Here is a 13758-nt window from a genome sequence, read left to right as displayed (position 1 = left end):
TCTTAACAGCTATTTCTATGCTGATTTATTTCTCCCTGGCTGCTTCTACCATTCCCAGCGCCCAGTCGCTGATTAGTTGTCTTTGCTCATCGGTAAGCTGTGCTTCAGCGTGCACAGGAGTATAGGATTCTAGTGGCATCTCACCTTCCAGGGTTTCTTCACTGATTTCTTCCAGCTTATGCAGCTTGCGCTTCATAGAGAAGGTTGCCCATTCAGAAAAATTCAGTTCTTCACGTCCGTGCTCCACGTGCTCGAAAATCCACCATGACAATGGAGTGATATAGGTATACCATGGATAGTTTGTCTCCATCGAGTGACAATCGTAGCAGGCATTCCGTAGCAAAGTAGCTACCTCCCCATCAATCACCTCATGAGCCATAATATCGTTAGGATTTTCAGCTCTTACTTCGGGAGGGGTTCCTCTGAAAATCTGAAGGATAATGAAAGCACCAAGCAAAACAAGAAGGGCAGGTTTAATATATTTTTTCATCTGAATTTGAAAATTAGTCAATCGAAGTGGCGCAAATTAAAAATATAGGTTCATTAAACTTTCACTACTTCTAGTGATTCTAATTGTTGATCTCACTAGTTAATTCAATTTGATAGAAGCTTTCAAACATTATTAGTTGTTTGATGAGTAGTCACATGATTATTAGTCCCTTCAAAATTTTTCGAGCTAATTAATTAGGAGTTAAAACGCGAAAAATCAATTCTGAAGATACATTTTACTTTGAGCGAATTACTGAAAGCTACGAAACTATGTAATTCCTCCTGAGCTATTCTCCTCTTATAACTAAGTCTAAAATTTCTGTCTGATCTGAAAGAGTTGTTCTTTCAACTTCCTTCTTGGCAGATGTTGTTTCCGCAACGTTTGTATTTTCAGTGATGTAAATCATTTGAGGTACTCGGATGACTCGCTCCACTACCAGCGTATCGATTTGTTGAATTCGAATTGTATCATGGAGCATTACCTCTACAATTCTCGCTTCCGGAATTCGAACCTCATTCGGCTCTCTCAAAAGTATAAAAAAGAAAAACAGTAGTGGAATTAGTAATGCATAGGCCGGCACCCGAACTTGTAATAATGCAAAAGGACTAAATGAAGACTTGGGTTTCATTTCATTCAAAAGCGATTGCTTGGTGTCTTTGCTTACTTTTAGCTTCTCTCCTCTAATCCCCATTATGCTCACTCTTAATTCCTCATAAGTCTCCTTTGATAGCTCCCGTTCTACGATTACTCGCTCCTCTCTACTAAGCTCGTCGTAGCTCTTACTTTTTAGTAAAGACTCTATTTTTTCAAAATTCTCCATCTCAGTATTTGATTGAGGTTTTTATTCTTTCTTTCGTGTAATAAATGCGTGATTTAACAGTTCCTGCTGCCATATCAAGCATTTCTGCAATCTCCTGTACAGGAAGTTCTTGTTGGTATCTCAAAAGGAAAATCATCTTTCTCTCTTCATCCATCCTATCAAGAATCTCATGAATCTGGTCTGTCAAAACCACTTCGTCCAAGCTCAGATCATGGTCTTCTTCGTATGATGGCTCCTGCTGGCACATCTCTCGATAAGCATTTTCAAAGTTTCGTTTTCGGTATGCGTTCTTGCACATGTTCGAAGCAATGCGAAACAACCAGGGCTTCACCATGTAATCATCGTTGTACTGTTCCGGCTTGTTGATCAGCTTGGAAAACAAATCATGAACAAAGTCCTCAGCCATTTCTCTGTCTGCCCAGAGCATTCTATAAAAAAATGCGCATAATCTATCCGCATACCTATTGTAAAGTATAGAGAAAGCCTGATGGTCCCGATGCTTTACCAGAACCATCAATTCCTCATCGGACTTATTCTTATGCTTAGTGAAGAACATTATTCTTCAATTATTTCCATAAACAAGCGTAATCCAACGGCAAGATCTCGTCCTTCGTAATTATTCACGCTCGTGATCGTACATTCACTAGCAAGGTGTCGCCAGCTTCCACCCATAGCTACTCCCTCCTCGTTGGTCATTTCAGCCACATTTCCAATCACATCATAGAGGCCGAAATTGTTTGAAAAGTATGTGGCAACTGGAGAGGTGAAATTGTAGCCATCCCCCTTTATTCCTGCTGCGCAGGTCACCTCTTCAGGCACTTTAACGTTAGCAAGGTAGCAGTCTTTTTCATTGGTAATGCTATTTCGCATTTTCCAGGTGTGATACCACGGGTATGACACCTTCTCATCTTTAAGGGAGTATGTCATTTTTTCCCCATCTTCGGCCCATGCCACCACATTGTTTTCCTCGTATGTCCAGGAGGTAAATTCAGAATTACCGAGTGCCGCCATCGTCCATTCTTCTCGGGAAGGGAGCCTAAATAATACTTTTTTGTACTTTCTTTTTGGATGGGCGTTGTATTGTACCGTCAACCATTCACAGTAGTCTTTAGCTACTTCATAGGTAATGTCCATCACCGGATAATCAAAGTAACTCCCTCCCGGCCGCTTTCTTTCCTCCATTTGAGCATTCGCTGGGCTGTAATGATAGTTGCTGAGCAATGCTTTTGTTACCTCATCATATTCAGAAAGATCAATGAGCCCTTTTTGATAGAGTTCCTCATAGCCATTTTCTCTCAGGTACTCCATATAGAACCAAAATTCCCGATTACTTAATTCAATTTCAGAAGCATATATGCCCTCCTTTATCTTCATCAGGTGCTTGTCCAGTGCTTTGATATCAAAATCCACTACCTTGAAGGTAGGAGGAGACTTCTTTGCGTTGAGAAGAAGCTCCACTCTGGCTCTGATTTGTGATCTTTCTGCAAGTCCTAAAATTTGACCTTTGAGTTCATTTGATTTTGTCTGATTCTCGAGTTGATCATAGAAATCCTTAAGGAGCATCAGAGGTACGATGTAATTCGATGAGAGCACCTTCCCTGTAGCTGTCTGAGGTTCTCCGTTAAAATCAATTGATAGATAATCCAGGAGGAACTTCTTTTCAACATTATTTCTCAATTCCTCAAAGTGATCAAATGATTCTGAACCATTGGTAGAGGCAAGCCCAACTACATACAATCGGTTTTCAATTGCTGAAAGTTGTTCTCTTGGTAGCGTGAGCGCATAATAAATGTCCCAATCATTTACAGAAAGCAAACTGCCGATGGATGCATTGAGCCCTTTGCTACCCAGGATCGCATTTAAGTAATCCTCCCTTTGTCGAGCTAGCTCAAGGTTGAGTATGGTTACGTCCTTGCGAACATTCATTACATCTTGTAGTATCCATATCGGAATGGTGGTGTGAAGCGCATCGGTTAGAAGAATACCACCTTCATTTACCGACATTAGTAAGTTGTAATTGTAATTGAGTGTACTGGAGTGAATTAAACCGGAATTGAAAACCTTTTCTGACCACTTGCCTCGACTGTTTGTTCGCTTAAGTTCAGAGAGGATCAGCTTATCTTCAAGTGCAAAGTTTTCGTCTGAATTGAGTAAAAAGGCTTTTTCCAAATGCGCAATGCCTTCGGCACTCCATCCTGTTGTTTTAAAGGTTAGATAATGGCTAATATAACTATCCGGGAATAGCTCACTTGCCTCACTTTGAATGGATTGAAGCTTTTCAGCACTTTGATTGGCAAAAGCTGCAGACCGATAGTATTGAACCCATGCGGATTCATCAGTAGGATTATTTTCAATATACTGAAGCCAAGACTGCATGGTTTGGTTGTACCAGCTGTTCGTTCGAAGTTCAGTAATTTTTAATGGTACATGTGGGGGTTCATTTACCTCAACCCCTAATTGGCAGAAAAGAAGAATAAAGAGTAGGTATTTCATCACTTAAATGTATTTCGTTAATCAATTTATAACGCCATACACTTGAAAAGAGTAGTGGTTCAAATTACCTCTATATTTTTCTCAACATTAATATTGAAATGCCTTGTTAGCACTTTTTTGACTTACTAAAAATGCGAAATAATAAGTAGGCCCATGGGGCTCTTCATCTTTTTTAGATCAAAATTGATGCGTTAACATAGAATATTTGTATCAATTGTTATCCTGGCTCGATAATTAGAAAACCCCGATCACCTAAATGAACGGGGCATCTATCACCAACCAGCTATAAATCACGTTCACACGTGAAAAATAATTGTTTAGTGATACGTACGAGGCTTTGTTAGTAAATGGATTTATTCCGTATAGATTTATTCCTCTTCTTCCAGAATAGCATCTTCTGTAAATTTCCTTCCCAGCCCTCTAGCGGCAGACATACAGAATATCCCCACCACTTGCTCGCTTGGATCTTCCGGAAAAATGTTCGTCGGAAGATTGGCCAGAGGTGTTGCAAAAAGCTCCCCAAAGCCTCCTTCACGATCCGTTTGCTCAATGGCACTTTGCAGAAAGAAATGTACTTCTGGTGTTATGGATTGAATCTCTACATACAATGAATCACCCAGCTCAAATGGATCTATCAAAACGTCATCATCGTCAAATTCAAATGGTGTAACCGCTTGCCGGATAGGGGTGATAAAGGTCACATTATCAGCATTATCCCCATCCGAAAAGGCTCCATCTATCGCAATATTTATCTCGCCTGGTTGGTTGAGCAACATACCATTTTTCCATGCTTTGATCCAATAAGCATCTCCCACGCCAGGTGCGTCTGTCGCCCAAAATTCTCCAACATAATAGTCACCATCCGTAAACGACTCCTCTTCTTCCAACCTCCATGTAATACTATCCACAGGCACTACCCGGTTTAGCTTCGATGTAGAGGTGTACGCTTTCCCATTATTATCAATGCTGAGTATATAAGTGTTTCCCACTATTCCAAATGAGTCAGAAGGATTGGTGGGATTCCATACATATCTTCCAGCTGATTCTTCAATAAAAATGTAATCCATATCAGCTTCTAAATCGTGTATGATAACGTTGGCTCCTGATATGCCGATAGGTTCAGAGCTATCAAAGTAGGTATTAGCTATTGTCAAATCAATCACCTGAGGTTCTGCCTTATGATAGATAAATGCATCTACCACCAGGGGTGCCTCTGCTTCCTGCAAATCCACAGCTATGTCCGTGTTACATGCTACCACAACAAATGGAATTAGATATTTAAACAGCTTTTTCATGATTAAAACTTGAAATTGTAAGTGACAGATGGAACAATGGAGCCCAGGATAGACACCTGGGTAGCACGGGTGGGTGCTGGTTCGCCCATTTCCACTCGATCTTCCCCTTGCCAGAAGTAAATAGAAAATGGGTTCTTCCGGTTGTATATGTTGTAAAAAGTAATCACGAGTGAATCTCGATTCTTTCTTGGCTTCCCATTTTTCCGGACCTCACGCCCAAGCAAGGTGAATGAAACATCCAGCCTATGATAATCCGGAATACGAAGGTTGTTTCTCGAATTGTTTGCATTCTCAGGGATCGTCAAATATTCAATTTGATAGCGGTGCGTCGGGAAAGTAGTGGGGGTTCCGGATAAGTAAGTAAAGTTGGCCGATACTGACCAGCGCTTATTGAGTTCATAAAACCCTGCAATTTTCAAATTATGAGTCTGGTCATACCTGGCAGGATACCACTTCCCCGTGCGGTTTTCCAAATCGTCCAGGTAGTTTATACCGTCTATCTTCAGCTCTGTTCTACCTAGCGTATAACTAAGCCACCCTGTTAGCCGGCCTTCGTTTTTCTTTAGATAGAACTCCGCTCCATATGCCCTTCCTTGCCCGCTGATCACATCTCCCTCTAGTAGATCATTGATAAATAATTCCGCTCCGTCTATGTAATCAATCTGATTCTCTGTTTTTCGATAGTAGGCCTCAAAAGAGAACTCATACATGTTATTCTTGAAGTTTCGGAAATAACCTGCGGCCCACTGTTGTCCTGTTTGGGGTTGGATATTGTTCGTACTAGGTGTCCAGATATCCAGCGGATTAGATGCCGTGGTATTGGAAATCAAGTGAATATACTGAGCCATTCGATTATAGCTTGCCTTAATGGAAGAAGTCCGGTTTAGTTGATATTTCACCGAAACACGAGGCTCCAGATTGTTATATCCTTTGATGCTTTCCCAATCATCCGCTTCAAAAACGGCGGTCGGACTTCTCCTTTCTCCAGGTATGGTATCGTTGAATGTGTAATATTCTCCCGGACCGATGTAGTTAAACCCTGAAAACCGCAAGCCATATTCGACATCTATCTTTTCATTTACTGTCTGCTTGTTTCCAACATAAAGACCATATTCAAATGCCCGCTTCTTCGGTAAAGAAAATTCTCTGTTTACTCCATTACTGCTAAAATTTGCCTCAGCAGGGCTGAATCGATAGAAAATAGCCTCTGCACCAAATGTCAGTTCATTGTTGGTGTTGAGGAAGTAGGTAAACTCTGGTTTTAGATCATAGGTGGTAATGTTTGACATCCACTCAAACTTATCCAGCTCGTCTTCTCCAAACTTGAGCTCATAATCGTAATCACTCACATAAAATGTCAAATTGGAGAAGAGTCGTTCATTGTAAAGATGATTCCACCGGAATGTCCCGGTTTTACTCCCCCAGTTGATTCCCTGGCGCTCATCAAAATTGAAAACATCACGTCCCCAATAGCCCGATACATAGACTCGATCTTTATCAGATATATTCCAGTTTGCTTTTGCGGTCAGATCGTAGAAATACAACCCTGCTCCATTGTCAAAAACATCGGTAAATGGTTTGGCCAGGATGTCGATATAGGATCTTCTTCCTGCTACGATAAAAGAGGCTTTTTCTTTTTTAATAGGGCCCTCAACAGCTAGTCTGGAAAAGATGGTTCCTATTCCCCCATTCACTTCATACTCCTTAATATTCCCCTCTTTCATTCGAATATCAAGAACGGAAGAAAGTCGCCCACCAAAACGAGCAGGAATTCCTCCTTTATAAAGCTTCACGTCTTTGACTGCATCCGGATTAAACACAGAAAAGAAGCCCAGCATGTGGGATGAGTTGTATATCGGTGCTTCGTCCAGTAGCACCAGGTTTTGCCCTACGCTTCCTCCTCTTACATTGAAGCCCGATGAACCCTCACCTACCGTGCTTACACCAGGCAGCAACTGAACACTTTTTATTACATCGACCTCACCAAGAAATGCCGGAATCTTACTGATCGTCTTGATATCAAGTTCGGCAACACTCATCTCTGTGGATGTGACATTCTCATCTTCCGGTTTTGCAGTGACCACTACTTCTTCAAGTTGTGTTTGTTCTTCTACCAGTTCCACATCTATTCGAGAATTTTCCTCCAATGAGATCTGGTTTTTTTGTGAAACAAATCCGATGTAGCGATAAACGACTGAATACTCCCCGGGAGGAAGCGTGATGGAATAAAACCCATACACATTCGTGATGTTGCCCGTGCCCAGTTCCTCAATTAGAACAGTGGCACCTATTAGTGCCTCTCCGTTGGAGGCATCCTTTACGTACCCATTAATGGTGTACTTTTCCTGTGCTGTCAAAAAAAATGGGATGACAGCTAAAAACAGTAGTAAATTTTTCAAAACGGTGATTGTATTTTTAAGTGATTGACCTCCCGAAAGACGCACGATGGATCAAATAGTTTCGCTGAAGTGCGTAAATAACAATTCCTTAATGCAAAAAGATGGTGAATGGTTGCTTTGGCTCCCTAAATGGCAGCCAAAGCTTTATCATAATTGGGCTCCTGACCAACTTCAGGAACTAGCTCTGTGTATTTTACCTTGCCCTCCTCATCAATCACAACCACAGCTCTTGCGTTTAGTCCTTTAAACGCTCCATCGATGATTTCTACACCATAATTCTTTCCAAAATTCCCTCCATCACGGAAGTTGGTGAGGTTATCCAGGTTCGCAATGCCTTCAGCATCGCACAATCTTTTTAGTGCGAAAGGCAGATCCTTTGAAACACACACAATTCGGGTGTTTTCAAGCGTTGATGCCTCCTGATTGAATTTCTTGGTTGACATGGCGCAAACACCTGTGTCGATACTTGGATATATGTTGAGGATAACTTTTTGTCCATAGTAGCTTGCCAAGGTCTTTTCCTGCATGTCTTTGCTAACTAAGGTAAAATCAGGTGCGGAGCTTCCTACTTCGGGAAGGTTTCCAATGATATTTGTTTCGTTTCCGCCTAGTGTGATCTTAGCCATGATTGTAGGTTTTAAAAGGTGTTATTAAATAGTCTAAGGGAATATCCCATTCCTCTCTTTGCAGAATTTCATCTACTGGAGGAGATAAAGATAACCCTACTTTGAGTGCTTTTGTTTCTTTAAGGAGCCGATCGTAATAGCCACCTCCATACCCAATTCGATACCCCTTTTTATCACTTACCAGAAGGGGTACCAAAATAAGATCGAGATCACTAATTGAAGCTTCCTCACCATTGGCTGGCTCAGGAATGCCCATTTTATTTTCCGCAAGCTCCGTATGATCGTCGAGATAATAGTGACGCATTAGTTTAAACATGAAATCTGTTTTGGAAACAATCAACTTAATATCCTTTGACCACCATTTTTCAAATAATAGTGACACATCTGGCTCCCGGTTCTTATGCATCGACAAGAAGGTATGGATACTTTTAATCTTCCTAACCTCTACAAATTTTTCCACTGAACTCAATAGTCGATTATTTCGCTGGAGGTGTGATTCCTGACCAAGCAGCTTGCGATACTGAAGAACCGATTTGCGTAGAACTGACTTAGAGATTGCACTTTCCATATGATTGGAAATTTAAGCAGAGGTACAATAATATTTATTCATACCTCAAACTCTCTACCGGGTTTTGCTTTGAGATGTTCATTACATGCCAAATAATCGCTACGGTAGCTACCAGAGACGCTATGCAACCAGCAGATACAAATACCCACCACCCAATAGTTACCCTATAGGCAAAATCCTGAATCCATTGATTCGCAAAATACCAGGCAAAAGGAAGGGCAGTGAGGAATGCGATGAAAACAGACCTAAGAAACGAAGATGATAACAGACAGATGATCTGCAATGGTGAAGCTCCGTTTACTTTTCTTATTCCTATCTCTTTGGTTCTTCTTCTGGTTTCGTAGAGTGAGAAGGTAAAAAGCGAAATGGAAGACAGAATCAACGCTACCATTGTCAAGCCGATGTATACTTTACTAAGCTGCTTTTCTTTGGAGTATTGTCTTAGAATTTGATCATCGAGAAGTTCATAATCAAACGGGCTTTTAGGGTTGACTTCACTATAAAGTTCTTCCAGAAAAGAAATACCCGCCTGCTGGCTCCCGTCAAACCGGACCAAAAAACGATCATCAGGATATGTACGGTATCTCAAAATAAGTGGCTCTATTTTCTTTGAAAGGTGTTCAAAATGAAAATCTTTTACCACTCCAATAATATCAAAATCGAATTCTTGTCTACCACTGGTGTTGCTTGTTAGTTTTTGATTGGATATATCATTTATCCCCCAGTATTTCTTTGCGGCCTCATTAATAACTACCTTTTGTTCCCCTGAAGTGTCCAGTGAGTCAGAAAAGAATCGTCCCTCCAACATATCTATTCCAAGCAAATCCAAATATCCGGGACTTACAATCATCACCCTTCTGCTTTCATATTCATTTTGCTCTCCGGCTTTTTTCCAGGATGATAAAAATGATTCTGCATTAACCGGGAGATCTCCTTGCGAAAATTCAGCCACCCGGGTATTGGATTTAAGTTCATCCCTAACATAATCCAGTCCCTTTACCTGATTATCGTTCGCGGACATTTCAAAGAAGTTTACACTCACAATATTCTGATAGCTAAAACCCGTCTCTTTCGTAGACATAAATCGATACTGGATGAGAACCACGGTGGTTAAAATCATCAAGGTGATGGTAACCGTGTATTGTATCGTAGCAATCGTTCGCTGCATACGTGGAATTTTAAACAGGTTCTTTCCTCCAGTAATTGCGTATTTAACATCCATTGCAAATAGTTGAGCAATAGAAATAATGATGGAAAGGAATACGATCGTACCAATAACCATAAGGATACTTAATCCATTAAAAACCGGATTTGCATCAAGGTCCAGATTTAAGAGCGTTTTAAAATACGGAAACAGGGCTTCAAAAATCAGAAACGTAATTCCGACTGCCAGAACAAAATAAATCAGCCGTTCAATGATCATTTCAACGCAAAGTACGCCCTTGGAGCCGCCGATCATTTGCTTAATTCCAAATTTTTCAGCTGAGGACAACAGCTGTGTTGACTGAAGGTTATTGAAGCCTAAAAACGTAATTAGGCAAATAGCAAGTCCTATAAAAATCAATGTTTGGACCGTATTAATATTTCCATACTTCCCAAATAGAGCCACATCCAGAGGTTGGGTAAAGTAAGAGTCCGCAATCGGAAGATAGCTGATCTGGCTCTCGGGAAAACGCTCATTGTTCTCTCTTCCTAAGGCACTCACTTTTTCATTGAATTTACCAGAGACAAAATCCTTATTTACCAAAATGAGATCCATGGGAATTCTTCTCCAAAATCGTTGTGAGTGTCTGGGTACCACAAAATCAAAACTTATCGAACTGTTAGCGGGCAGATTTTCCGTGACCGCCGCTACCGTGTATAATCCCTCTTGGTCGCAGCTCACCTTCAGCGTTTTTCCGATAGGATTCACATCTCCAAATATCCGATTGGCGAAATTTCCCGACAGTACAATATGGGAAGGGTCATGTAGAAGCCCAGCCTGATATCCATCCTGAATAGGGAAATCGAAGAATGAAAAAAACGAACTGTCGGCTATCAGGCCCTTTCCATTAAAGGATTGGCCTTCATTGATGATTTTGATTTCATCTTTTTCATAAATATGGATCAATAGCTTATTGTCAACCTCCGGGTACTGATCGTAATCTATTCGAAATAATAGCTGTGGACTTATCGGAGAAACATCTGCCAAAGGGTTCGTCTGCACAGCTCCCATGTAAATACGATCAAAATTTTCATGAAAATCATCCATGCTTAGCTCATTGTTGGACCAGCTATAGATACATTGGAAACACAGTGTTCCGAAGACCAAAGTGAGCAAACTTGGAATTGCTATTGTCTTATTCTTTTGTAATGAACGTAATGCGATTTTTAAATTGAGTTTTATCATACCTAGATAGTTAAGCTTTTTAGTCCCGAATACACTCCTAAGAAGATTTGGTCTTAGAAAATGAAAAACATGATACCAATAGCTACCGATTCGCTTCCAATTGGGTAGCTCGATCAGTTCCTCCTCATGGTACTCATGAAGATCGCCAAGGATTTCCTCAAGCAACTGACCTTTGATAAATAAGCTGAGAAATCGATCAGCCAATTTTGGAGGTTTGTTAGCCATACCCACGCTATTTGATAATTAACTCAGGAATCTGCTGCCAGAGGTTGACTTTCACATCACGGCTTTTTTCCAAAGCCTGCTTTCCGGCCGAAGTAATTTGAAAGATGCGTTTACGGCGACCACCACGCTCCTCAGTGGCTCCACCCATAGAAGACTCTACAAGACCCTTGCTCTCCAGGCGATTAACCGTTCCGTGTACCGCACCTATGGTCACCGATCGGTCAGCTTGTTCACTCAATGCCTTTCGTATAGCCAGCCCATACGCTTCTTCCTTTAGCATCACGATGATCAGAAGGACAAGCTCTTCTAATTCTCCAATATGATCTTTTGACATATTTATTCTATTTAATAGAACAAATATACGGGAGCCAAACTAATTAGTTATATAAAGTATAATAAATACAGGTTTACCCCGCCCAGCCTTCTCTGTCTAAACTCCGATATTGAATCGCCTCTGCTAAATGCTCGATAGCGATTTCATCACTTCCTGCCAGGTCTGCGATAGTTCTGGATACCCGAAGGATTCGATCGTACGCTCTTGCTGATAGACCTAGCCTTTCCATCGCTGTTTTAAGCAGTGTCTTTCCTGCTTCATTGATTTGACATACGTCTTTCACCATATTCGAACTCATCATGGCATTGTTGAAGACTCCAGCCTGATCTTTGAATCGAACTTCCTGTAATTCACGGGCTTTGATCACTCGGGTCCGGATTTCTGAACTCGATTCTGTCTTCCTTGTCTCTGTCATTTGATCAAACGAAACAGGGGTAACCTCGACATGCAGATCAATTCGGTCAAGCAAGGGGCCACTAATTTTATTTAGGTAGCGCTGTACCACACCCGGAGCACATACACACTCCTTTTCAGGATGATTATAATACCCGCAGGGACATGGGTTCATGCTGGCGATCAGCATAAAATTGGACGGGTAGTCCAGTGAAATTTTTGCCCTGGAAATAGTCACTTTACGTTCCTCCAATGGCTGACGCATCACTTCCAAAACGGAGCGCTGAAACTCGGGAAGCTCATCCAAAAACAAGACGCCATTATTGGCCAACGAAATTTCCCCGGGTTGCGGAATGCCTCCTCCACCTACAAGTGCGGCATCAGAAATGGTATGGTGAGGCTGCCTGAAAGGTCGCTGCGCGATTAGCTTGCCGTCTGTTCCCAACTTGCCAGCCACCGAATGAATCTTGGTGGTCTCCAGTGCTTCGTGCAAAGTAAGTGGTGGGAGTATAGATGGAAGCCGCTTAGCAAGCATGGTTTTTCCGGCTCCTGGAGGACCTATCATGATCACATTGTGTCCTCCCGCCGCGGCAATCTCCATGGCACGTTTGATATTTTCCTGACCCTGTACATCCGAAAAGTCAGATGCATAGTTGTCCAGGTCTGCATAAAAAACATCTCTGGTATCGTACTGAAGGGGAGTAATAACTTCCTCACCTTCCAAATGCAGGATTGCTTCCTTAATATTTTCTACCCCAATGATTTCAAGTCCGTCAACGATGGCCGCCTCAGTGGCATTTTCCTTAGGTAAAATAAAACCCTTGAATCCATTCTTTCTTGCCTCTATCGCGATAGGCAAAGCTCCTTTGATCGGACGAAGCTCACCATCCAATGCCAGCTCACCCATAATCACATAATTCTCAAGATCGTCTGCTACAATCTGTTCAGAAGCTTTCAAGATTCCAAGTGCAATTGGGAGGTCATAGGCTGAGCCTTCTTTTCGAATGTCAGCGGGGGCGAGGTTTACCACTACCTTTTGGCGTGGCATCCGATAGCCGAAGTTTTTAATCGCTGATTCCACTCGCTGCTCACTTTCCTTCACAGCAGAATCCGGAAGGCCTACCATGTAAAACTTGGTACCCTGACCGACATTAACCTCAACAGTGATTTTGTAAGCATCTACTCCATAGACGGCACTTCCATAGGTTTTTGCAAGCATAAGAGGGTTGGTTCTCAGTTAAGCTCCTAAATATAGGAATTACAGCAGAACCTAACTGTTTTGAGTATGAAGGATGTCTATTTAATCCTCATCTTCTTCATCTGCGTCCTCATCCCCTTTGTCTACATCATCAAACGATATCTCTTCCACTAGAGCATTTTCTTCCTGAGATTTATCATAAAGCTTTGCCTTAAGCTCCGTGACCTCACTTTCCAAATCTCCAATATCATTTTTGAGCTTATGGATTCTGATCTGTTGCATGACGTATTCAACCGCCATCAGAATGGACACAAACAGAAAGATCATCATCACATACTTTGGAAATTTGATGTATGACGAAAGCTTGATCTTGGAAAGATATTGCTCTGTATTCAAAAGGATATCAATTGAAAAATACAGGATGACCAAAAAGATCAAAATGTATACGGCATGGAAAATGAACTTAAACCTTTTCATATAGTCGTTGAGTAGGGCTGAAAGTTAGGAAACTTTTGAAGTTTTGAAACA

The 13758-nt window shown here is 41.4% G+C and carries 12 protein-coding genes; all 12 read right to left on the bottom strand.

What is annotated here, in order from left to right; translation table 11 throughout:
• Positions 1-25: 25 nt before the first annotated feature.
• A complete protein-coding gene (locus tag ACP14Y_RS09930; protein WP_424962806.1) occupies positions 26-490 on the bottom strand; it encodes a heme-binding domain-containing protein in 465 nt (154 codons plus the stop codon).
• 286 nt (positions 491-776) lie between these two features.
• Positions 777-1310, bottom strand: a complete 534-nt coding sequence (locus tag ACP14Y_RS09925) for a hypothetical protein (protein WP_424962805.1) — start codon at positions 1308-1310, stop codon at positions 777-779.
• 1 nt (position 1311) lies between these two features.
• Positions 1312-1866 carry an RNA polymerase sigma factor gene (locus tag ACP14Y_RS09920; RefSeq protein ID WP_424962804.1) on the bottom strand — a complete coding sequence of 185 codons (555 nt, stop codon included), beginning with the start codon at positions 1864-1866 and terminating at the stop codon, positions 1312-1314.
• On the bottom strand, positions 1866-3803 hold the full coding sequence (locus ACP14Y_RS09915; RefSeq protein ID WP_424962803.1) for a formylglycine-generating enzyme family protein: 1938 nt from the start codon (positions 3801-3803) through the stop codon (positions 1866-1868). Before ACP14Y_RS09915 ends, ACP14Y_RS09920 begins: the two co-directional genes overlap by 1 nt.
• Positions 3804-4171: 368 nt before the next feature.
• Positions 4172-5098, bottom strand: a complete 927-nt coding sequence (locus ACP14Y_RS09910; protein WP_424962802.1) for a DUF4249 family protein — start codon at positions 5096-5098, stop codon at positions 4172-4174.
• 2 nt (positions 5099-5100) lie between these two features.
• Positions 5101-7497, bottom strand: coding sequence for a TonB-dependent receptor (locus tag ACP14Y_RS09905; RefSeq protein WP_424962801.1), 2397 nt, complete (start codon positions 7495-7497; stop codon positions 5101-5103).
• A gap of 125 nt (positions 7498-7622) precedes the next feature.
• Positions 7623-8123, bottom strand: coding sequence for a thiol peroxidase (gene tpx / locus ACP14Y_RS09900; RefSeq protein WP_424962800.1), 501 nt, complete (start codon positions 8121-8123; stop codon positions 7623-7625).
• Entirely contained in the window at positions 8116-8691 is a 576-nt protein-coding gene (locus ACP14Y_RS09895; RefSeq protein ID WP_424962799.1) for a 5-formyltetrahydrofolate cyclo-ligase, read from the bottom strand. The genes tpx and ACP14Y_RS09895 overlap by 8 nt, the downstream gene beginning before the upstream one ends.
• Positions 8692-8725: 34 nt before the next feature.
• Positions 8726-11305 (bottom strand): ABC transporter permease, encoded by a 2580-nt coding sequence (locus ACP14Y_RS09890; protein WP_424962798.1) that lies wholly within the window; start codon positions 11303-11305, stop codon positions 8726-8728.
• 7 nt (positions 11306-11312) lie between these two features.
• Positions 11313-11639 carry a PadR family transcriptional regulator gene (locus ACP14Y_RS09885; protein ID WP_424962797.1) on the bottom strand — a complete coding sequence of 109 codons (327 nt, stop codon included), beginning with the start codon at positions 11637-11639 and terminating at the stop codon, positions 11313-11315.
• 73 nt (positions 11640-11712) lie between these two features.
• Positions 11713-13251 carry a YifB family Mg chelatase-like AAA ATPase gene (locus tag ACP14Y_RS09880; RefSeq protein ID WP_424962796.1) on the bottom strand — a complete coding sequence of 513 codons (1539 nt, stop codon included), beginning with the start codon at positions 13249-13251 and terminating at the stop codon, positions 11713-11715.
• A gap of 81 nt (positions 13252-13332) precedes the next feature.
• Complete coding sequence (locus ACP14Y_RS09875; protein WP_424962795.1) at positions 13333-13707, bottom strand: hypothetical protein; 375 nt, start codon at positions 13705-13707, stop codon at positions 13333-13335.
• Positions 13708-13758 lie beyond the last annotated feature (51 nt).

Origin of the sequence: Ekhidna sp. (assembly GCF_965247405.1) — a bacterium.
Classification (GTDB): Bacteria; Bacteroidota; Bacteroidia; order Cytophagales; family Cyclobacteriaceae; genus Ekhidna.
The sequence above is the reverse complement of the archived record's forward strand: the minus strand, read 5'-3'. Positions and strand labels throughout refer to the sequence as shown.

Excerpts from the sequence above, each read along its gene's own strand:
- ACP14Y_RS09930 (WP_424962806.1), bottom strand. The coding sequence starts at position 490 with ATGAAAAAATATATTAAACCTGCCCTTCTTGTTTTGCTTGGTGCTTTC.
- ACP14Y_RS09925 (WP_424962805.1), bottom strand. The coding sequence starts at position 1,310 with ATGGAGAATTTTGAAAAAATAGAGTCTTTACTAAAAAGTAAGAGCTAC.
- ACP14Y_RS09920 (WP_424962804.1), bottom strand. The coding sequence starts at position 1,866 with ATGTTCTTCACTAAGCATAAGAATAAGTCCGATGAGGAATTGATGGTT.
- ACP14Y_RS09915 (WP_424962803.1), bottom strand. The coding sequence starts at position 3,803 with ATGAAATACCTACTCTTTATTCTTCTTTTCTGCCAATTAGGGGTTGAG.
- ACP14Y_RS09910 (WP_424962802.1), bottom strand. The coding sequence starts at position 5,098 with ATGAAAAAGCTGTTTAAATATCTAATTCCATTTGTTGTGGTAGCATGT.
- tpx (WP_424962800.1), bottom strand. The coding sequence starts at position 8,123 with ATGGCTAAGATCACACTAGGCGGAAACGAAACAAATATCATTGGAAAC.
- ACP14Y_RS09895 (WP_424962799.1), bottom strand. The coding sequence starts at position 8,691 with ATGGAAAGTGCAATCTCTAAGTCAGTTCTACGCAAATCGGTTCTTCAG.
- ACP14Y_RS09890 (WP_424962798.1), bottom strand. The coding sequence starts at position 11,305 with ATGGCTAACAAACCTCCAAAATTGGCTGATCGATTTCTCAGCTTATTT.
- ACP14Y_RS09885 (WP_424962797.1), bottom strand. The coding sequence starts at position 11,639 with ATGTCAAAAGATCATATTGGAGAATTAGAAGAGCTTGTCCTTCTGATC.
- ACP14Y_RS09880 (WP_424962796.1), bottom strand. The coding sequence starts at position 13,251 with ATGCTTGCAAAAACCTATGGAAGTGCCGTCTATGGAGTAGATGCTTAC.
- ACP14Y_RS09875 (WP_424962795.1), bottom strand. The coding sequence starts at position 13,707 with ATGAAAAGGTTTAAGTTCATTTTCCATGCCGTATACATTTTGATCTTT.